At 41.2% G+C, this 20,237-nt stretch carries 17 protein-coding genes; all 17 read left to right on the forward strand.

Translation table 11 applies throughout. The features are described 5' to 3' along the window. Positions 1 to 40: 40 nt before the first annotated feature. The 17 genes from D2962_RS02680 to D2962_RS02755 all read left to right on the forward strand — a co-directional run bounded on the left by D2962_RS02680 (position 41) and on the right by D2962_RS02755 (position 20,226). A complete protein-coding gene (locus D2962_RS02680; RefSeq protein ID WP_122014039.1) occupies positions 41 to 1,567 on the forward strand; it encodes a sugar ABC transporter ATP-binding protein in 1,527 nt (508 codons plus the stop codon). 2 nt (positions 1,568 to 1,569) lie between these two features. Then, the gene (locus tag D2962_RS02685; protein WP_122014040.1) at positions 1,570 to 1,803 is read left to right on the forward strand and encodes a MoaD/ThiS family protein; all 234 of its coding nucleotides are present in this window, start codon (positions 1,570 to 1,572) and stop codon (positions 1,801 to 1,803) included. A gap of 59 nt (positions 1,804 to 1,862) precedes the next feature. Beyond that, positions 1,863 to 3,743 (forward strand): aldehyde ferredoxin oxidoreductase family protein, encoded by a 1,881-nt coding sequence (locus D2962_RS02690; protein WP_122014041.1) that lies wholly within the window; start codon positions 1,863 to 1,865, stop codon positions 3,741 to 3,743. A 97-nt stretch (positions 3,744 to 3,840) separates the two neighbouring features. Further along, a complete protein-coding gene (locus D2962_RS02695) occupies positions 3,841 to 5,541 on the forward strand; it encodes an FAD-binding protein (protein ID WP_122014042.1) in 1,701 nt (566 codons plus the stop codon). Positions 5,542 to 5,570: 29 nt separating this feature from the next. Beyond that, complete coding sequence (locus D2962_RS02700; protein ID WP_120766084.1) at positions 5,571 to 6,386, forward strand: Cof-type HAD-IIB family hydrolase; 816 nt, start codon at positions 5,571 to 5,573, stop codon at positions 6,384 to 6,386. 19 nt (positions 6,387 to 6,405) lie between these two features. After that, positions 6,406 to 7,164 (forward strand): 2-dehydro-3-deoxy-D-gluconate 5-dehydrogenase KduD, encoded by a 759-nt coding sequence (kduD, locus tag D2962_RS02705; protein WP_122014043.1) that lies wholly within the window; start codon positions 6,406 to 6,408, stop codon positions 7,162 to 7,164. Between the two features lie 45 nt (positions 7,165 to 7,209). Then, positions 7,210 to 8,235 (forward strand): zinc-binding alcohol dehydrogenase family protein, encoded by a 1,026-nt coding sequence (locus D2962_RS02710; RefSeq protein ID WP_425456603.1) that lies wholly within the window; start codon positions 7,210 to 7,212, stop codon positions 8,233 to 8,235. A gap of 166 nt (positions 8,236 to 8,401) precedes the next feature. Continuing rightward, positions 8,402 to 9,445 carry a sugar kinase gene (locus tag D2962_RS02715; protein WP_174232492.1) on the forward strand — a complete coding sequence of 348 codons (1,044 nt, stop codon included), beginning with the start codon at positions 8,402 to 8,404 and terminating at the stop codon, positions 9,443 to 9,445. A gap of 352 nt (positions 9,446 to 9,797) precedes the next feature. Then, positions 9,798 to 11,393 (forward strand): sigma-54 interaction domain-containing protein, encoded by a 1,596-nt coding sequence (locus D2962_RS19045; protein WP_122014045.1) that lies wholly within the window; start codon positions 9,798 to 9,800, stop codon positions 11,391 to 11,393. Further along, positions 11,393 to 11,809, forward strand: a complete 417-nt coding sequence (locus D2962_RS02725; protein WP_483995137.1) for an AAA-type ATPase lid domain-containing protein — start codon at positions 11,393 to 11,395, stop codon at positions 11,807 to 11,809. The genes D2962_RS19045 and D2962_RS02725 overlap by 1 nt, the downstream gene beginning before the upstream one ends. A gap of 196 nt (positions 11,810 to 12,005) precedes the next feature. Next, positions 12,006 to 13,406, forward strand: a complete 1,401-nt coding sequence (gene nhaC / locus D2962_RS02730) for a Na+/H+ antiporter NhaC (RefSeq protein ID WP_222927648.1) — start codon at positions 12,006 to 12,008, stop codon at positions 13,404 to 13,406. A gap of 25 nt (positions 13,407 to 13,431) precedes the next feature. Next, entirely contained in the window at positions 13,432 to 14,604 is a 1,173-nt protein-coding gene (gene iadA, locus D2962_RS02735) for a beta-aspartyl-peptidase (RefSeq protein ID WP_122014047.1), read from the forward strand. 221 nt (positions 14,605 to 14,825) lie between these two features. Next, positions 14,826 to 14,954 carry a hypothetical protein gene (locus D2962_RS19050; protein WP_281273723.1) on the forward strand — a complete coding sequence of 43 codons (129 nt, stop codon included), beginning with the start codon at positions 14,826 to 14,828 and terminating at the stop codon, positions 14,952 to 14,954. A gap of 251 nt (positions 14,955 to 15,205) precedes the next feature. Next, positions 15,206 to 16,462 (forward strand): group II intron reverse transcriptase/maturase, encoded by a 1,257-nt coding sequence (ltrA, locus tag D2962_RS02740; protein ID WP_425456613.1) that lies wholly within the window; start codon positions 15,206 to 15,208, stop codon positions 16,460 to 16,462. A 227-nt stretch (positions 16,463 to 16,689) separates the two neighbouring features. Then, positions 16,690 to 16,854: an AbrB/MazE/SpoVT family DNA-binding domain-containing protein gene (locus D2962_RS02745; RefSeq protein ID WP_122014049.1), complete on the forward strand. Its 165-nt coding sequence runs from the start codon at positions 16,690 to 16,692 to the stop codon at positions 16,852 to 16,854. A 450-nt stretch (positions 16,855 to 17,304) separates the two neighbouring features. Beyond that, the gene (locus D2962_RS02750) at positions 17,305 to 19,182 is read left to right on the forward strand and encodes a sigma-54-dependent Fis family transcriptional regulator (RefSeq protein ID WP_122014050.1); all 1,878 of its coding nucleotides are present in this window, start codon (positions 17,305 to 17,307) and stop codon (positions 19,180 to 19,182) included. 156 nt (positions 19,183 to 19,338) lie between these two features. Beyond that, entirely contained in the window at positions 19,339 to 20,226 is an 888-nt protein-coding gene (locus D2962_RS02755; RefSeq protein ID WP_122015715.1) for an isocitrate lyase/PEP mutase family protein, read from the forward strand. Positions 20,227 to 20,237: the final 11 nt, after the last annotated feature.

Raw genomic sequence — 20,237 nt, forward strand, 5'->3', positions numbered from 1 at the left:
ACCCTTCAGTGACGGCAAAATAACATAGGGTGAGGTAAAAATGTCCAATAAAGATTATATCTTAGAGATGAAAGGTATATATAAAGCGTTTCCGGGTGTGCAGGCACTGACAGATGTAAATCTATCGGTAGAGCGGGGAAAAGTTCATGCAATTTGTGGTGAAAATGGGGCCGGTAAATCTACACTGATAAAAATATTGTCCGGAGCCTATCAAAAAGATCAAGGTGATATATATATTGATGGAAAACTTGTTAAGATTAATGAACCTAAAGATGCTATGGACCTAGGCATTGCAGTAATTTATCAGGAGTTTACACTGGTTCCACATCTTAGTGTTGCTGAAAATATCTACCTTGGGAAGGCACCTTCGAAAATTCATGGCATTATGGACTGGGGAGAACTAAAAAAACGTGCGAAAAAATTGCTCGATAGTCTGAATGTATCAATACCTTTAAATTGTCCTGTTAAGAAATTGAGTGTTGCACAACAACAAATTATAGAAATCACCAAGGCCCTTGCATCAAATGCGAGGATACTTATAATGGATGAGCCTTCGGCAGTTCTTGGAGATAAAGATTTGGAGCAGCTTTTTAAAATTATTAGGAGGCTAATAGAACAGGAAACTACAATTATATATATATCCCATAGATTAAATGAGGTTTTTGAAATATCCAATACAATTACGGTAATGAAAGATGGGAAATGTGTTGGGACTTATCCCACCAAAAGCCTTAATGCACATGAATTGGTAAAGTTGATGGTAGGCCGAGACATCGGTGATATTTATCCTAAAAGAAATGTTAAAATAGGGGAACCGTTACTGGAAATAAATAACCTCAATCAGAAAGGAAGATTGTCTAATATTAATCTTAATGTTAAAAGAGGTGAGATCGTAGGTCTTGCCGGTCTTGTTGGTGCTGGTAGGACCGAACTGGCAAGGGCAATATTTGGTGCTGATCCTATTGATGCTGGAGAAATAAAAGTAAACGGTAAAGTTATTAGAAAAGAGAAAGGTATATCAAGTAGAATAAATATTGGTGTAGGATTATTACCGGAAGACCGAAAAGCACAGGGGCTTATTTTAAAAATGACTGTGAGGGAAAATATAACTATTTCCAACCTTAAAACAATATCTAAATCAAGAAAATTTATAGATTTAAATAGAGAGAAAAATTTGGTTTATAATTTCGTAAATAAACTCAGGATAAAAACACCGTCAATTAATACTAAAGTGAAAAGCCTAAGCGGTGGAAATCAACAAAAAGTTGTTTTAGCAAAATGGTTAAATGCAAATAGTGATGTATTGATTGTAGATGAACCAACTAGAGGTGTAGATGTAGGTGCGAAAAGAGAAATATATGAGTTATTAAATGAAATGGCTGCTAGTGGCAAGGCAATTTTAATGATTTCATCAGAATTACCAGAAATTCTAGGTATGTGTGATAGAATTTATGTTATGCATGAAGGGAAGATTACAGGAGAAATTTCCGGTAAGGTTGCTACAGAAGAGAAAATTATGGCACTTGCAACTGGTACAGATGTATGGTCACATCAAAATGAGGTGTAATAATGGATATACATGTCAAATTGTATGGCTTACTCCGTCGATATGGCAATGAAAATGGGGGAATAACACTTCACATGGTTAGTGGTATAACAGTTCAAGATGTACTAAATGAGCTTAAAATACCTAAAGGACTTTATGCATTGACTGTGGTTAACGGTTCAGTTGTAAAACCAGAAACAAAACTTGAAGAAGATAAAATTGAGATTATAGTTTATCCTCCAGTAAATGGAGGATAATAGAATAATCTCCACAAAAAATATACATTTTACATTTTAACAAAATGAGGTGTTCCAATATGCCATTTGGTTATTGTGGAAAGATATTACATGTCGACTTAACTAAAGGGAAAATATTTATTGAAAAGCCTACAGACATTTTTTATCGCAAATATTTAGGTGGGAGAAACATTATAGGATATTATTTACTGAAAGAATTACCGGAGGGAGCCGATCCACTAGGAGCTGAAAATGTTTTGGTATATGCAACAAGTGTTTTAACAGGGATTCCTGCCGGTGGCCTAAGCCGTCACAGTATAGGGGCAAAGTCTCCGGTTACAGGAGGTTGGGCGGATAGCGAGGTTGGTGGTTTTTGGGGTGCAGAACTAAAATTTGCAGGATTTGATGCAATTGTTATTAAAGGAAAATCTGAAAAACCGGTATATATTTGGATACATGATAGTGAAGCGGAAATAAAAAATGCAGAATATTTATGGGGTAAGACAACGGGTGAAGTTCAAAAAATGCTTTATGAGGAATTAAAAGATGATAAAATTAGAATTTCCCAGATCGGACCCGCCGGTGAAAAACTAGTTCAATTTGCAAATATAATTGAAGATCTGCATGATGCGGCAGGAAGAAATGGCCTTGGCGCTGTCATGGGTTCCAAAAATCTGAAAGCCGTGGTTGTAAAAGGAAGTCATAGGAAGATAGAAGTTGCTGATGTTCAAGGAGTTACATCTATATCACAAAAGTTTGCCTCAAAATGGAAGGATTTTGCATGGGGCCTTCATGAAATCGGCACTTCTCAAGATGTATTAGGGCTCAATGCAGTCGGAGGAGTTCCAACAAGGAATTTTAACGAAAGTGTTTTTGAAAGTGCCGAACTTATTTCTGGTGAAAGAATGAAAGACACCATAGTTAAGAAAATTGAAGGATGTTTTGCATGCGCTATAAGATGTAAAAGAGTAGTTGAAACAGAGAAAAATGGTAAAAAAGCCGACCCTATGTATGGAGGACCGGAATGGGAAACTATAGGTGCATTGGGGTCTAATTTGGGAAATTCAGATATGGATAGCATTGCGGTTGCTAATGCTTTATGTAATGCATATGGCATGGATACTATTTCCGCAGGAACATCTATTGCTTTAATGATGGAGTGTTATGAAAAGGGAATTATCGATAAATCAAAAACTGACGGGTTGGATTTAAAATTTGGCAATGCCGATGCAATGTTAGCCCTTATAGAAAAAATTGCAAAACGACAGGGTGTGGGAGATATATTAGCTTCAGGCCTTAAAAAGACATTGGAATATTTAGGTCCTGGTTCGGAAAAATATGCAATGCACGTAAAGGGACAATATCTTCCAATGCATGAACCGCGTTTAAAATTTGGAGTTGGTTTAGGTTATGCGGTGGCCCCAGGTGGAGCCGACCATCTGCAGATTTCTCATGATCCTTTCTTTGAGCAAAAAGGAATCGGTCTTGAAAAAATTTCTCCATTGGGCATTATAGAACCAATGAAAAGTCAAAGTTTAGGGCCTGATAAAGTTAGATTTTTCTCTTTTATGCATCGGTGGACGAGTTTATTAAATGTCTTAGATATATGTTTTTTCACTGCAATGTTGCCATCAACTTACGATACTGAAGATATTACAAATTTAGTGAGATTCACTACCGGATGGAATGTTAGCTTGTGGGAATTACTAAAAGCCGGTGAAAGAGGATTAACCATGGCAAGACTTATCAATACACGAAATAATGTTGGGCCCGAACAGGATACACTCCCGGAAAGATTTTTTACACCGATTCCGAAAGGACCGATTAAAGGCGCTCATATGGATAAAGATGAATTTGAAAAAGCCAAAAAACTTTATTACGAAATGATGGGTTGGGATCCGTTAACAGGCAAGCCGACATTTGCTCGCTTAGTAGAATTAGGACTTGAATGGGCAGCGTAAAAGATAAGATTAACTCAATTAATTTTACGGAAAATACTTTTAATAACTGTTAAATACTTATTAAAATTTTCCGAAATGTTCCTTAAGAGGTGAAACCATGGAACCATTAAATACCGATGTTCTTATAATCGGTGGTGGTGGAGCTGCCTGCCGGGCAGCAATTGAAGCGGCCGGGGCCGGTGTTCAAGTGACCATGATATTAAAGGGCAAACTTGGGGAAAGCGGGGCTACGGCTTATAAGGTGGCGGAGATGGCCGGGTTCAATGTGGCTGACGGTCTAGTAGATCCGGGAGATTGTCCTGAAGAACATTATAAGGACATTATCCACGCCGGTGCCGGCATGGCGGACCCAACTCTTGCAAGAATAGTGGCAGAGGAAGCCCCGCTGGCGTTGAAAACACTAAAGGAGTGGGGCGTTCCCTTTGAAATGGATAAAGACCACTATCTGGAGTTTTTAAGCTGTTTTTCTACTCGGCCCCGCACTCATGTTATAAAAGGCCACGGGGAACCCATCATGAAAGCTTTGATTGAGAGAATAAAAAAGTATGGGAATATCAGGATATTCGAGGATTGTATAGTAACTAACCTTTTTGTTCAGGATGACGAGTGCGCAGGCGCAGGGTTTCTGGAAAAGTCCGGGGATTATCATACTATAGCGTCAGGAGCTGTCATTATAGCGACAGGTGGTGCAGGCCGGCTTTTTGCCAACAACCTCAATCCTCCAGATATCTGTGGGGACGGCTATACTTTGGGATATGAAGCCGGAGCGGAGCTTATCAATATGGAATTCATGCAGGCAGGCCTGGGTATAGTTTATCCAGTGGTAAATATACTCAATGCCTGGATATGGTCTGCCCATCCCGATATTAAAAATAGATATAGAGAACATTTTTTGAAAAATTACCTTCCGAAAGGGATAAGTGAAGAGGATGTCATGGATGCTCATGCACACCACTTTCCCTTCAGTTCTGCAGATGCTTCAAAATACCTGGAAGTAGCCATCCAAGGTGAGATTGCCGAAGGAAAGGGCACTGATGAGGGTGGTATATATCTTGACTTGACTGGGATCACCGATGAATATCTAAATTCACTGCCTGAAGAAGATGACTTTAAAAAGATGTGGCCGATAACTCGAGATTATTTGTTGACAAAAGGTGTAGATGTATCTAAAAAGCCGGTCCAAATTGCATGTTTTGGTCATGCGATAAATGGCGGGCTTAAAATAAATGCTGAGGGAAAGACTACAGTTCCCGGCCTTTATGCTGCAGGAGAGGTAGCCGGTGGGCCTCATGGTGCCGACCGATTGGGTGGGAACATGATGGTAACCTGCCAGGTCTTTGGTGCCCGGGCCGGTCGCTTTGCCGCCAGGGAAGCGCAGAATAAGGGTAAGGTATGCCTTTCAGAAAGCTTGATCAAGCAGGAAAAAGATTCAATTTTTAATAACATTAGAAAAGACGTGGATGTAAAGACATTAAAGGTAAGATTACAAAATGAAGCCCAAAGTAAACTTCTTGTTAGGAGAAATAAAAAAGGGCTAGAAGAGTTTTTAAATACCATATATAATTTACGTGAAGAAGTGAAAAAAGCTTCATCTTCTGTTCCAAAGGGCGAAGTATGGGAGCTTTTAAGCCTCGCAAGGTCCGGTGAGCTCATGGCAAAAGCAGCCCTTGGAAGGTACGAAAGCCGGGGTAGCCACTTTAGAACTGATTTTCCGGATAAAAATGATAAAGAATATGGGTATCCACAAATTATTTTTAAAACAGATAATGGACCCGAAATAAAAAAATGGCGTTATTAACTAAATCTAAAACAGAAGGGTTGTCTTAGATGCAATATAAAATGGTGTGCTTAGACATCGACGGGACGTTGCTTAACTCGGAACATAAGATATCGCTTAAGACGAAAAAAGTAATTCATGATGTGGCGGTTCATAAAAAAGTTCCGGTTATTTTGGTTTCTTCAAGGATGCCAAAGGGAATGTTGTTTTTGCAAAAAGAACTTGATATAATGGAGCCCATGGTATGCTATAATGGTGCCTTGATTATTGACAAAGATAATGCCGTTTTATTGAGTGTAATAATACCTGTATTTATAGCCCGACAAGTTTATGATATTGCAAAGGCTTTAAATGTCCATTTGAGTATATATAAAGATGATGAGTGGTATATAGAAGATATGGATGAATGGGCAATGCAGGAGAGTGCAATTACCAAGGCTATACCTAACATTGCCCAATTTAATGGTTTATTTAATACATGGGGCGATGATAACACAGGCCCTAACAAGTTTTTGTGTATGGGAAAGCCGGAGGATATAAAAGAGGTTGAAGGAAAGCTTTATGAAAAGCTTTCACATGAGTTAAACATTTATGAGTCAAAGCTCACATACCTTGAAATAAACCATAAAAATGCGTCAAAGACAACATCCATAGATTTTTTGATAAAAAGGTTTGGCATAAAAAAATCTGAGATTATCGCCATCGGTGATAACTATAATGACATAGATATGCTAAAATATGCTGGTCTTGGTATTGCCATGGGCAATGCTCCCGATGATGTTAAAAAGCATGCCGATTTTGTAACCTCAACCAATGATGAAGATGGGGTAGCATGTGCCCTTAAAAAATTTATTTTTGACGAATAGATGAAAAGAGGTCTTATTTATGGTTTTAGATATGTTCAATTTAAAAGGAAAAGTAGCTGTAGTGACCGGAGCAAGGACCGGCCTTGGTCAAGGAATGGCTATTGGTCTTGCTGAAGTCGGTGCCGACATGGTTTTAGTCAATCATTCCCCCATGCCCGAGACGGAGAAAATGATAAAGGTTTTGGGAAGAAGATGTATTGCTATAGAAGCAGAACTTTCGGACATAAATGTCATACCGGGAATAATTGAAAAGACGATAAAGGAATTCGGCCGCATCGATATTCTTGTAAACAATGCAGGTATCATTCGTCGGGCGCCAAGCCTGGAGTTTTCCGAAAAAGACTGGGATGATGTCATTGAATTGAACCTTAAGTCGGTATTTTTCTTAAGCCAGGCGGCAGCTAAAGAAATGGTAAAACAAGGTGGCGGCAAGATAATAAATATAGCTTCCATGCTTTCTTTCCAGGGAGGTATCTTGATACCTTCCTATGCTGCAAGCAAAGGTGGTATAGCTTCCCTCACCAAGACTTTGGCTAATGAATGGGCGAAATATAATATAAATGTAAATGCCATAGCACCCGGTTATATGGAAACAAATAATACCGAGCCCTTAAGGAAAAATGAAGGAAGGTATAAATCCATAAGCGAGAGGATACCTGCCGGAAGATGGGGCAAACCTGAAGATTTAAAAGGTGCAGTGGTATTCCTGGCATCAAAGGCTTCAGATTATGTGACCGGGCATATTCTTTGTGTGGATGGCGGATGGCTGGCACGATAAATTGGGGCACACTGAGGAAAAATAGTAAGAATATTTATCAAGAAGGTGGAAAAATTGAGAGCTGCAAGGCTTATCGAGTTCAATAAAATAGCTGTAATGGAAGAATCTGATCCTTCAAAGCCAAAAGAATGGGAAGTCCTTGTTAGAATCAAAACCGCGGGGATTTGCGGCACCGATATCCACGGCTATGAAGGAAGCCATGGAGCTATAAAACCGCCGAGAATAATGGGGCATGAACTGGCAGGAGAGGTGGAAGATATCGGGCAAGATGTAACCAGTGTGAAAAAGGGTGACAGAGTCGTAATAGACCCGGTGCTTTCCTGTGGCAAGTGCTTTACTTGCCGCCAAGGCAGAAATAATATTTGTTCCACGGTAAAATGTATAGGAGTAGCGGTGGATGGCGGTTTTTGTGACTTCATAAAGATGCCAGCGGAAAATGTCTTTAAATTTCCGGTCAGCATTCCCTGGGAAGAAGCGGCGCTGATGGAACCTTTCTCCATTGCAGCACAAATTTGTGAAAGGAGTGGTATCAAACCCGGCGAAAAAGCCGTGGTGGTCGGTTCCGGTCCCATTGGTTTATGTGTGCTTCAGGCATTTAAAAGAATTGAAGCACAGGTTCTCATGGTGGATGTTGTGGATAGTCGCTTGAAGCTTGCAAATGAGTTGGGAGCTGACGAAACGATAAACAGCAAAAAGGAGTCTTTTGATAAAAAAGTATACGATTTCACCGAAGGGGAAGGTGCCCAGCTCGTTGTAGAGGCGGTGGGCCATCCCGCCCTGCTGGAGCAGGCTTTAAAAGTAACGGCTCCAGGCGCCAGGATAGTTGTTATAGGGTTCAATGAAAACCCGGCAAAAATACCGGAAGTTGAAATCACCAAAAAAGAGCTGGAGATCAGAGGTTCACGTCTTAACCGTCATAAATTCCCCGAAGTTATTAAATGGTTTGAAAAAAGGGAAGTAAACCCGCAAGCTCTCATCTCGGCCGTGTATCCCCTCGAAGACATCGATAAAGCTTTTAAAGACATAAAAAAAGATCCTGAAAACATATGTAAAGTGGTAATAAAGTATTGACGTGGATGGATAAAAGTACCAAAGTAACTCCGCAACAAATAATGAGAACTATAATCGGAGCCGGCCCTTTGCAGTGGCCGGCTCTTGTGGTAGATTAAGGATAAATTATAAACTCATAGATAACTCATAAATAAATCATGATTATAGAATGCAATGGAGGAAAATTATGGTATTTCAAAAGGAACTGGCGAGAAAAAAGGAATTTGATGTGGTAGGCTTCGGTGAAGTAATGCTGCGGCTTTCACCGCCTAACAAGGAGAGGATATCCCAGGGAGAAGTTTTTGAAAAAAGGGCAGGAGGGTCAGAGCTCAATGTGGTTTCGGGGATTTCTTCATTAGGTCTTAGAACAGGGATTGTGACGAAGCTACCCGACAATGAGATAGGAAAATTTATCAAAAACAAGATAAGGTTTTACGGTGTCAGCGACGACTATGTAATATACGACCGCTCTCCTCATAAAAGATTGGGTATCTATTACTTTGAAAGTGGAGCCCATCCCAGAAAGCCGACAGTGGTATACGACAGGTTTGGTTCCTCCTTTACTACTTTAACCATAGATGAAATCGACCCTTCTGTTTACAGCAGCACCAGGATATTTCATGTGAGTGGAATATCACTGGCATTGAGCGATAATGTAAGACAAGCTGTCATTCAAATGATAAAAAAATTTAAACAAAATGGTGTAATAGTTTCCCTTGATGTAAATTACAGGGCGTCTTTATGGGATGAAACCACGGCAAGAGATGTAATAACCTCTATTTTCCACGATGTAGATATACTTTTCGTATCCGAGGAGACATCCCGGCGCATGCTTCAAAGAACGGGGACTTTAGAAGAAATTATGAGAGGTTTTGCAAAAGATTTCGGTATAAAAGTAATTGCTGCCACCGAAAGAAAGGTGATAAGCCCCACAAGACATACATGGGACTCCAGAGTCTATAGTGCCCAAGAGGATAGATTCTATCAGGAAAGCCCTTATGAAGAAATAGAAGTGGTGGACAGGATAGGGAGCGGCGACGCATACGTAGCAGGAGTCCTTTTCGGGATAATAAAATACAACTGTCCGCAAAAAGCCCTCGAGTTCGGCAACGCCATGGCGGCCGTAAAGAACACAGTGCCGGGAGACCTGCCCGCCTGCGACTTTGATGAAATCGAGCAGGTCGTCAAAAGTCATAAAAAAGACGGCAGCGAAAGTGAGATGAATAGATAAAAAAACTCACCACGCAGGTGCACCATGGGATGCGGTATCAAACAGAAATCCAGTCTATGAACCTTGAAAACCTGTCGTCAGTTGTGTCATAATATACCTGGATGTGCTGTCCATACATCGTGTGATTTTTTTGGAACTATCGAACAGACAGCACAGAAAAGGCAGCTTTTTCCCGAGAGGGTGGGTAACTTTTGTATCATCCAATGCAATGTCATCCCCGTCGGACAGCTGAGATTCCATGTGCTGCTGGAGTCTTCGTATCCGGCCAGTTGCAAATTTGAACCACAGGAAGGGTTTTGAGCATAACTGCCGTATATATTACAACAATAAGATGTTTTTTCCGGAGGAAAATATGAAAAGCATCACTCTTGTCACAAAAGGCAGAAACACATGTGAAGCCCTGGAAAATCAGTTGATTGAATTGATAGGGGACAGGGTAAATATAAAGAGTTATTATATAGATGGAAGAATAAGGAACAATATTGCGGATGATCTTATAGTTGTATCCAGCCAGATTATTTATCATGAAGCAAAGAAGTACATGAATCCAGCGAGCCCGGTTATAATTGCCCGGCGCTCATTAAATTACAATGAAATAGATAAGCTGCTGGATATTCCATCAGGAGCGGATGTTCTTCTGGTAAACGACCTCATTTCCACTTCGGAGGAGACTGTTTCTCTGCTAAAAGCGATGGGTATAGACCATATTAATTATCACCCATATTCTCCTGAAATAAAAGAATACCCGAAATTAGAATTGGCGGTTACGCCCGGTGAGCTGGAGCTTGTGCCGGATTGTGTAAAAAGAGTAATAGATATAAAGACAAGGAATATAGATGTCACAACTCTGGTTGAAATCCTGAAAGCCCTTGACCTTCTGGATGAGAAAGCCAATCTGCTGTCGGCAAAATATATAAAAGACATAATAAATATGATAAAAAAGATCAAAAGGATGGCTGATGCGAATAAACGGATCAGCAACCAGCTGCAGACAATAATTAACACTGTCCATGACGGCATAATTGCTCTGGATGAAAAAGGAAACCTCTCAGTCTTTAATCCCGTTGCCGAAGAAATTTTTGGCGCTACCGGCAGTGAAATTTTAGGGAAGAATATAAGGGATGATTTCCCAAAAAAATATATGTTGCTAATATTTAATAAACAAATCGGAGAGGAACAATTTATTAAAATCAGAGATAAGCATATAGTGGTAAATAGTTCTCTGATAAAAGAGGACGATAAAGTCATAGGGGCACTTTATACTTTGAAGGATGTAACGGAAATACAGAGGCTCGAAGAAGAGCTCCGGAGGAAACTGCGCAGTCAGGAAAATTACGCCCGGTATACTTTTGACGATATAGCCGGAACGAGTGAAGCAATAAAAAGCACCATTGGGCTTGCGAAAAAGATTGCCGTGTCCCATTCGCCCATTTTAATCCAGGGTGAAAGCGGCACCGGCAAGGAGCTTTTTGCCCAGGCCATTCACAATGCATCACCCAGAAAAAGAGGCCCTTTCGTGCCTGTAAATTTTGCCGCACTTCCCGAAAGCCTCCTGGAAAGCGAGCTTTTCGGGTATGAGGAGGGAGCGTTTACGGGGGCGAGAAAAGGAGGAATGCCCGGCCTTTTCGAACAGGCCCATGGAGGGACTATATTTCTGGATGAAATCGGTGATGCTCCCCTTTCCTTTCAGGTGAGACTCCTTAGGGTATTGCAGGAAAAGCAGGTTCGCCGAATCGGCAGCTCTAGAATGATACCGATAGATATAAGGGTTATTGCCGCTACAAACAAGGACATAAAACAGTTGATCGAAAAGGGGGATTTCAGACAGGACCTTTATTATCGATTAAATGTTCTACCGCTTCATATCCCGCCATTGAGAGAGAGAAAGCAGGACATTTTTCCTCTTGCAAAAACTTTTATACTGAATTTTTTAATAGGGAACCTCTGATAAATGCAGAAGATTATTTTAAAGAAGTAAAAGAAGCTCTTCTCGCCTATGATTGGCCGGGTAACATCAGGGAACTTCATAATATAGTGGAATACCTTATAAATATATCTTTCGATATCATTCCAAAAAATGATTTGTTGCCGGAAGAATTGATTCGTGTAATTAAAGAAAAAGGAGAAAAAAATGATAAAGAAAAAATTCTCGTAAAAATACTGATGGAAATAGCCCGGGCCAATGCTGCTAATATACCTATAGGCCGGCGCTCTCTTTCAAAAATTACAGGGCTAACGGAAGGAACAATTCGAAAAGTTATTGAAGAAATGAAGAAAAAGGGCCTTATAAGGGCAAACAAAGGGATAAAAGGGCTGGAATTATTGCATGAAGGATATGAAATCATAAAAGCTTTTAACTTCTAATGCTTATGCTAAAAAAGGAGCTTAAAAGAGATGAAATGGGAAAAATAAAGTTTCCCATTTTTATTTTTATCGCGAAAAATAAACCTTAAATGCCTGTTTTCTAGCCAGATACAAAAGTTATTTTAATAAAAACATTATGGCATGACTCTTGCTTATATTTTTAACATCATACAAATAAAAAATGGAGGGATAAAATTTGGGACAAAAAACTAAAAAACAGCCTTCTCTTGGGATCTCGCTATTGCCTATTGTTTTTGCTGTAGTCCTGCTAGTTTATGGAGTGGGGATCTTAAAAGCAAATGCTGCCATCATGCTTCTTCTGATATCAATGTTTGTGACTTTTATCAGCATCTTTTATCTGGGGTACTCCTGGGACGAACTTCTTGAAAAAGGGATAAGACCCACCATTGATAGGGCCATGGGTGCCATACTCATTCTTATGATGGTAGGGCCCATGGTAGGTGCATGGCTTATATCGGGAACAATTCCATATTTTATTTATCTCGGGCTTCATATATTGACGCCAAAAACCTTTTTAGTTTCAGCTGCCATACTGTGTTCCATATCTTCTATTATGACAGGGACTTCCTGGGGGACAGCCGCAACTTTGGGTGTGGCTTTGATGGGTGTAGCGTATGGTCTTGGCATACCTTTAAGTATAGCCGCCGGCGCCGTTGTTGTAGGGGCTTACCTTGGAGATAAATTGAGCCCCATATCCGATACGACAATTCTTGCGGCAGCCACAGCGGAAGTAGATATTTTTGACCACGTGAGGTCTATGTTATGGACTACTTTACCGGCCTTTATCATATCTTTGATAGTCTATCAGATATTCAGCTTTAAAATTTCCGGGAGCATAGATTACAGCAGGATCAATCAATTGCTGGACGGCATAGCTGCAACATTTAAATTGAATCCATTGCTCTTGCTGCCTCCTGTTGCGGTATTTTATCTATCATATAAAAAGGTTCCAAGCATACCCGCCCTATGGGTGGGCACAGTTCTTGCCATGATTCTTGCACTGATTTTGCAGGGTGCAGGTTTTAAAGATGTTATCACTGCTATGTATAGCGGTGGAAATTTTAATACACCTATTCCGGAACTAAACAAACTCTTAAATCGTGGCGGTATTACCAGTATGGTTTCCTCCATAGCAACGGTATTTATGGCTTATATCTTTGCCGGAGAAATGGAATATACCGGGATGCTGGGAAAGATTCTGGATACCATAAAGGAATCTTTTATAAAAGGCAAGGTCGGGAATCTTATTTTGTCAACGTCATTGACAGGTATCCTGACCGGCCTGGTAACAGGAAATTCATATTTGAGCATTATTGTGCCCGGAAGAATATATCATCCGATGTTTAAAGATTTCGGAATCAAGCGCAATGTGCTTTCCAGAACTACCGAAGATTCGGGGACCGTCGTAGTCCCATTGATATCATGGAGTGCGGCAGGGGTTTACATGACGGCAACTCTGGGAGTTCCAACCTTATCCTATGCTCCCTGGGCTATTATGTGCTATCTTGGCTTTATTCTCGCCTGGATTTACGGATATACCGGAAAGGCTATATGGAAAGAACAAACAAAAAATTAAAGCTATATTTCTGGAGGTGCAATGATTGTTCAAAATTTTAAAAGGCGGGAGGTTATTTTCCCCTGATGACATAGGGAAAAAGGATGTCCTCTTCGCGGGAAATTTTATAGCAAATATTGCGGAAAGCATTAATCCTGCGCAAGACTATGGTGAAGTGGAAGTAATAGATTTAAGAGGAAAATATGTAGTTCCAGGGTTTATAGACCAGCACGTTCATATTATAGGTGGAGGCGGAGAGGCGGGATTTGCCTCCCGCACTCCTGAAGTGATGTTGAGCCATGTCACCCGGGCCGGGATTACCACCGTGGTGGGCTGCCTTGGCACCGACGGGACCACCAGGCATATGGCGTCACTGCTGGCTAAAGCCCGAGGGTTGGAAGCGGAGGGGATATCAACTTATATATATACAGGCGCCTATGAGGTTCCTACCCGTACCATTACCGAGAATGTAAGGAATGACATTATCCTCATTGACAAAATAATAGGTACAGGTGAAATAGCCATATCCGATCACCGCTCAGCACAACCCGGAAAGGAAGAAATTAAAAAGCTGGCTGCTGAGGCCCGGGTAGGGGGGATACTCAGCGGCAAGGCCGGGGTGCTGCACCTTCATGTAGGAGATGGCCAGCGCAAGCTGGGGATGATATTTGAAATTCTGGAAGAGACAGAGATTCCAATAACCCAGTTTACTCCCACCCATATTAACCGAAATCCGTATCTCTTGGAAGATGGTATCAAATTTGCCAGGATGGGCGGCATGATAGATATGACATCCGGTGTAAGTCCTGATGCCGGTGCAAGAAAATCGATCAAACCGTCTCAAGCTATAAAATACTGCATTGAAAAGGGCGCATCTATAGAAAATATAACCATGAGCTCTGACGGAAACGGCAGCATGCCCCTTTTTGACGAAAAGGGAAATATCCAGGGGTTACTGGTGGCAGAGCTTGATTCTCTGTACCAGGAATTCAAAGCCCTGGTTAAAGATGAAGGGTTAAAACTTTCTGATGCATTAAAGGTCATTACCCAGAACCCCGCAAAGTCACTAAAGCTTTATCCGAAAAAAGGTGCTATACAGATCGGCAGCGACGCGGATATCGTGGTTATGGATAAGGATTTGAACATAGAATATGTATTTGCGAAAGGTAAAATCATGGTTAAAGAGGGAAATGTTGTAGTTAAAGGTACATTTGAATAGCCGGGAATATTGAGAAGAAGGCCTTCAGGCCTTCTTTTTAAGTGCGCCCGGCATGGGCGATAGCTCGGCAGTGAAAGTCTGCTATGGGGCTGGCAGCGGCGACCATTAGCCAAACAGCAAGGGTGTCTACCGTGAGATAGAATCTGAAGGAAGCTGTAGGCAAAGCCACGGCCTGAGGAACACGAACCGCATATAAGGCTATACAGTTCGGATGAGTTTGCTTGACAAAACGAAATCCGGTGCTGCCAAGGAACTGCGTAGTAAATGCGGCAGGTATACGGGGCGAAGGCTATCGCTCTTACCCGGGGAGGTCTGGCGGAAACGTTAGGGAAACTAACAACCCGGGCTGAGAGGCTCGGCTGAACTGTCAGAAGTCAGCAGAGGCCATAGTAGCCGGCACAGACGTCATGCCGACGAAGGGCCGAACACGAAGCGAGGGATAAACTTGGCAAGTTCGAGAAACATACAAAGACAGCAGAAAACCCCGAAAGGGGCCTACCCTGGGAAAGAAGCGGTGAAGCCGCAAGGGCCCCAGGGAGGGCCGAGTATGTATCCGGCACAACCCGAGAAGATATCCCCGAAGGACCATGATATCCACCTGATGGAGAAAGCAGTATCAAGAGAAAACATGACAAAAGCACTGCGACGGGTAGAAGAAAACAAAGGAGCGCCAGGCGTAGACGGCATGCCGGTAGAATCCCTCCGGTCACACCTACGAGAAAACTGGCCTCAGATAAAGGAACAACTTCTCACAGGGACCTATCAACCTCAACCAGTGCGCAGCGTCGAAATCCCGAAACCCAGCGGAGGAGTGAGACTGTTAGGAATCCCCACCGTCACAGACCGCCTAATCCAGCAGGCTCTGCTGCAAGTACTAACACCCATATTTGACCCGGAATTCTCAGAAGCAAGCTACGGATTCAGGCCCAACCGAAGAGCCCACGACGCAGTAAGGAAAGCACGTCAATATGTTCAAGAGGGATACCAGTGGGTAGTGGACATGGACCTTGAGAAATTCTTCGACAGAGTAAATCATGACATACTAATGGCCAGAGTAACTCGCAAGATAAAAGACAAGCGTGTATTAAAGCTCATACGCAGCTATCTACAGGCAGGAGTAATGATAAACGGAGTAGTCATGATTACCGACGAAGGAACACCTCAAGGCGGGCCCCTAAGTCCACTTCTTGCCAATATAATCCTTGACGACCTTGACAAAGAACTAGAGAAAAGAGGCCACAGATTCGTAAGATATGCAGACGACTGTAACATCTACGTCAAAAGCAAAAGAGCGGGTCAACGGGTAATGGAAAGCATAACAGCTTTCCTGAAGAATAAACTAAAACTCAAAGTAAACGAGCAAAAGAGCGCAGTGGACAGACCCTGGAAGAGGAAATTCCTCGGCTTCAGCATGTACATCACTAAAGATGGAACAACCAAGATAAGAATAGCACCACAGAGCATAGACAAAGTCAAGAACAAAATCCGTGAGATAACCTCAAGAAGCAACGGACATGGAATAACACAGAGAATAGACAGACTAAACACATACCTCGGCGGATGGCTGGGATACTTCGCACTATCGGAAACACCCAGCAAACTTGAGGAACTCGACGGATGGATAAGAAGAAGACTCCGCATGTGCTTGTGGAAACAATGGAAGAAAGTTAAAACAAGATATCGAGAACTAAGGAATTTGAAACTTCCGGAATGGGTAGTCCATGAGCTTGCCAATGCTCGAAAGGGATACTGGCGTATGTCAGGGGTATTAAATAGAGCCCTCAACAACGCCTATTGGCAAGGTCAAGGGCTCATGAGTTTAGTGAAGAGATATCAAGAAATTCGCAAAGCTTGGTGAACCGCCGTATACCGGACGGTACGTACGGTGGTGTGTGAGAGGACGGGGGCTAATCGCCCCCTCCTACTCGATTATTAACCGACAAATTATGATCTAAAGTTGTCAGGTTAAAACTTACCATGAAAGTAAGACAACCATAAGAGTAAGATTGATATCAAAGATTCTACATGCTATAATTAACATGGATATGAAAATAAGAAATTCATATATCAGGAGGGTTATCTGTAATGATAACAAAGTTGAGAGAGCGCTCCCAAATAACTTTACCGGCAGAAATAATAAAAAAGATGAGGCTGGCTCCGGGAGACACCCTAGAAATAACTATAGAAGATGACAAGATAGTGATAAAACCAGTATTAATTGTCGACAGGTCTCAAGCGTGGTTTTGGTGATTTTACTTTAGACAACCCATAAAATGTCTTATAGGCGTCGGTAAAAGTATGTTTGCAGAAGCTATGTAATAGATATAATTAATATGGGTGCTGCATTTACCAAGCCGGGGTGTAGCCCCTGTGCGGGAGCACATTTTTGCAAGAAGGCCGTAAGGCCCTCTTTTTTTGTTAAAAGATATATTTCCCTTATCTCCGATTACTCCCATAATTATGCAAAAATTTACAGGTAGATTTGATTTTAAAAAAGAGGAAGTCTTATAAAAGTCATAGAATAATTATTTAAGCATAGGAAGAAACTGCGGAGCAGTTTCAACACACCGCTGCAACGAGGCGGGGATTAGAACCCGCCGCCTATCCTGTTAATAGGAATCCGACCGCTTAAAGAAGCGGGGGACATCTTTTCGCCTCGTTATAATTTACATAATTTCAATACGACAAGGGGGAATATGAGTGAGTGAAAAAAACAAAATCTTGTTTATAGCTCCATATAAAAAGATGGCAGATATGGTTGTTGAAGTGGCTAAACAATTTAATATTGATGTTAAAGTGGAAACTGCATTGATGGAAGAAGCGGTGAAGCTTGCTAAAAAAGCAGAAAAGTATGGGGTGGAGATAATCATAAGCCGAGGCGCCACATCGGCTGCAATAAAAAAAGAATGTAGCTTGCCTATAGTAGAAATCTATGAAAATAACCTTGAAATACTGCGAGCCATACAGGAAGCATTAAAATATGGAAAAAATCTGGCCCTCATCTGGTATAACGAGATTCCCTATAAAGAAGATTTCTTATATACCTTATTGCAAGTTGATGTGCGTTTTTACAAGTACGAAACCAGGGATGAGATAGAAAATTTGGTGAATATGGCCATCAAAGAAAAAGCCGATGTAATTATTGGCGGCGCATATACCGTCCATTTCGCTGAAAAACTTGGCAAAAAGGGCGTCATAATCGGTTGTGACAGAGAATCCATCCTCTGGACTTTAAGACAGGCTCAATCCATTGTAAACATAAAGAAGGAAGAGGAGATCAAAAGGAAGAGAATTGAAACCATAATACAAAATGTGCACGATGGTATTATCGCAGTGGACCAAAAAGGTGTCATTACCACTTTTAATCCCATGGCAGAAGCCATAATGAAATTGAAAGCCAGTGATGTTATCGGAAAACATGCAAAGGATGTTATTCCCAATACAAAACTTTATGAAGTCTTTGAAGGAGAAGACCAGTTTGATCAGTTGCAGGATGTGGGTTCAGCCATTATATCAACTAATAGAGTTAAAATGAAAATAAAAGACGAAATAGTCGGTGCGGTGGCGACTTTTCAAGATGTAACGAAGATACAACAGCTGGAACAAAAGATAAGGCAGAAACTTTATAGCAAGGGACATGTGGCGCACTATAAATTTGATGATATAGTTGGCAAATCTCCTGCATTGATGAGTGCAAAGAATATTGCAAAGAAATTTGCACAAACTGATGAGACCATTCTTATTTTAGGAGAATCGGGCACCGGTAAGGAGATGTTTGCCCAGAGCATTCATAACGAAAGTTTACGTAGAAACTGTCCTTTTGTGGCGGTCAATTGTGCGGAACTTTCAGAAAGCCTGTTTGAAAGCGAACTTTTTGGCTATGAGGAAGGTGCCTTTACAGGGGCAAAAAGAGGAGGGAAGGAAGGCCTTTTTTTGTTGGCACACGAAGGGACTATTTTTCTTGATGAAATAAGCGAACTTCCGCTTCCGTTGCAAACTGCTATTTTAAGGGTGATACAGGAAAAGACTATCAGACCTGTAGGGTCTGATAAAATGATCCCTGTCGATGTGAGAATCATTGCGGCATCCAACAAAAATCTTAAAAAAATGGTAGAAGAAGGAAGATTCAGGCAGGACTTATTTTACCGCCTAAATGTACTTACCATCCGGATTCCTTCACTTAAAGAAAGAAAAAGCGATATACCGGAATTGATAAAATCCATATCCATGGAATATAATCATAATTTACATTTTACAGATGAAACACTGGACATGTTGATTAACTACGATTGGCCCGGAAATGTGAGAGAACTACTCAATATAATGAAACGTCTTATGGTTCTTTACGGTAACAGTACTATAAAAAGAGAAAATTTACTTGATGCGATGCCGGAGGTTTTCGGTTTTTACAATGATAATCAAGCCAATTCTTCTTTGGCATTGGAAGGTACATTGGCTGAAATTATAAGAAACAGTATAGAAAAGGCTTTGAAAATTACAAAAGGCAACCAATCCCAGGCAGCTAAAATGCTAGGTGTCAGTCGCACTTTTCTATGGAGAAAATTAAGACAAATGTAACAGATGTAACAAATATAAACAGCAAGAGTGTTAATACATGAAACATCCCTTGCAAAAAAGCTTACAATGTAAGGTTTTGAACAATGGCATCAAAATTGCTTAAGTTTATTACAAGAAAAATTAATTCAACATACGAGGTGATTTACTTTGGAAAAAATGACTACAAAACTCCGCAAGCTTCTTGCAAGGGACGAGATTCTGGTAGCTCCGGGCGCCCACGACGTGTTGACTGCAAAAATAATTGAAAAGGAGGGATTTGAAGCTGTTTACATGACAGGATATGGCACATCGGCCAGCCTTCTCGGAAAACCTGATGTGGGCCTTCTGACTATGACAGAAATGGCGCAGAGGGCGGCAAATATTGCCGAAGCTGTTAACATACCTGTTATAGCTGATGGAGATACCGGTTACGGAAATGCAGTAAATGTAATGAGAACCGTTAGGGAGTACGAAAAAGCCGGTGTTGCCTGTATTCAGTTGGAAGATCAACTGGCGCCAAAAAAATGTGGGCACATGCTGGGCAGGGAGATTATTTCAAAAGAAGAAATGGTAGGGAAAATAAAAGCTGCCTGTGATGCAAGGCATGATCCCGACTTTATGATCATGGCAAGGACCGATGCACGCACCAATTACGGGATAGAAGAGGCCATCGAACGTGGAAAAGCTTACGAAGAAGCCGGAGCCGACATTTTGTTCATTGAGTCTGTTGAGTCTGTTGAAGAAATGAAAAAGGTAACCAGCAGCTTTAATATTCCTGTCCTTGCAAACATGCTGGAACATGGCAGGACTCCTCTCCTTTCAGCTAAAGAATTGGAGAAAATAGGATACGATTTAGTGATTTTCTGTGTTTCTTCAACATATGTAACAGCTAAAGCCGTGACAGAACTGATGAGGGCATTAAAGGCAGAAGGCACAACAAAAAATTTCATAGACAGGATGATTCCTTTCGAAGAGTTCAACAAACTTATTGGTTTACCTGAAGTAAGGAAGATTGAGCAAAAATATGCTACAGGCAGAAATTGCGTAGCCCCTGAAGGGAAATAAAAATTTATTTG

Source organism: Biomaibacter acetigenes (assembly GCF_003691585.1).
Lineage (GTDB): Bacteria > Bacillota > Thermosediminibacteria > Thermosediminibacterales > Tepidanaerobacteraceae > Biomaibacter > Biomaibacter acetigenes.

Bases quoted from the DNA above. Each gene is read 5' to 3' on its own strand.
- D2962_RS02715 (WP_174232492.1), top strand. From the start codon at position 8,402: ATGGTATTTCAAAAGGAACTGGCGAGAAAAAAGGAATTTGATGTGGTA.
- D2962_RS02755 (WP_122015715.1), top strand. From the start codon at position 19,339: ATGACTACAAAACTCCGCAAGCTTCTTGCAAGGGACGAGATTCTGGTA.
- D2962_RS02700 (WP_120766084.1), top strand. From the start codon at position 5,571: ATGCAATATAAAATGGTGTGCTTAGACATCGACGGGACGTTGCTTAAC.
- kduD (WP_122014043.1), top strand. From the start codon at position 6,406: ATGGTTTTAGATATGTTCAATTTAAAAGGAAAAGTAGCTGTAGTGACC.
- D2962_RS02690 (WP_122014041.1), top strand. From the start codon at position 1,863: ATGCCATTTGGTTATTGTGGAAAGATATTACATGTCGACTTAACTAAA.
- D2962_RS02680 (WP_122014039.1), top strand. From the start codon at position 41: ATGTCCAATAAAGATTATATCTTAGAGATGAAAGGTATATATAAAGCG.
- D2962_RS02685 (WP_122014040.1), top strand. From the start codon at position 1,570: ATGGATATACATGTCAAATTGTATGGCTTACTCCGTCGATATGGCAAT.
- D2962_RS19045 (WP_122014045.1), top strand. From the start codon at position 9,798: ATGAAAAGCATCACTCTTGTCACAAAAGGCAGAAACACATGTGAAGCC.
- D2962_RS02695 (WP_122014042.1), top strand. From the start codon at position 3,841: ATGGAACCATTAAATACCGATGTTCTTATAATCGGTGGTGGTGGAGCT.
- ltrA (WP_425456613.1), top strand. From the start codon at position 15,206: ATGGAGAAAGCAGTATCAAGAGAAAACATGACAAAAGCACTGCGACGG.
- D2962_RS02745 (WP_122014049.1), top strand. From the start codon at position 16,690: ATGATAACAAAGTTGAGAGAGCGCTCCCAAATAACTTTACCGGCAGAA.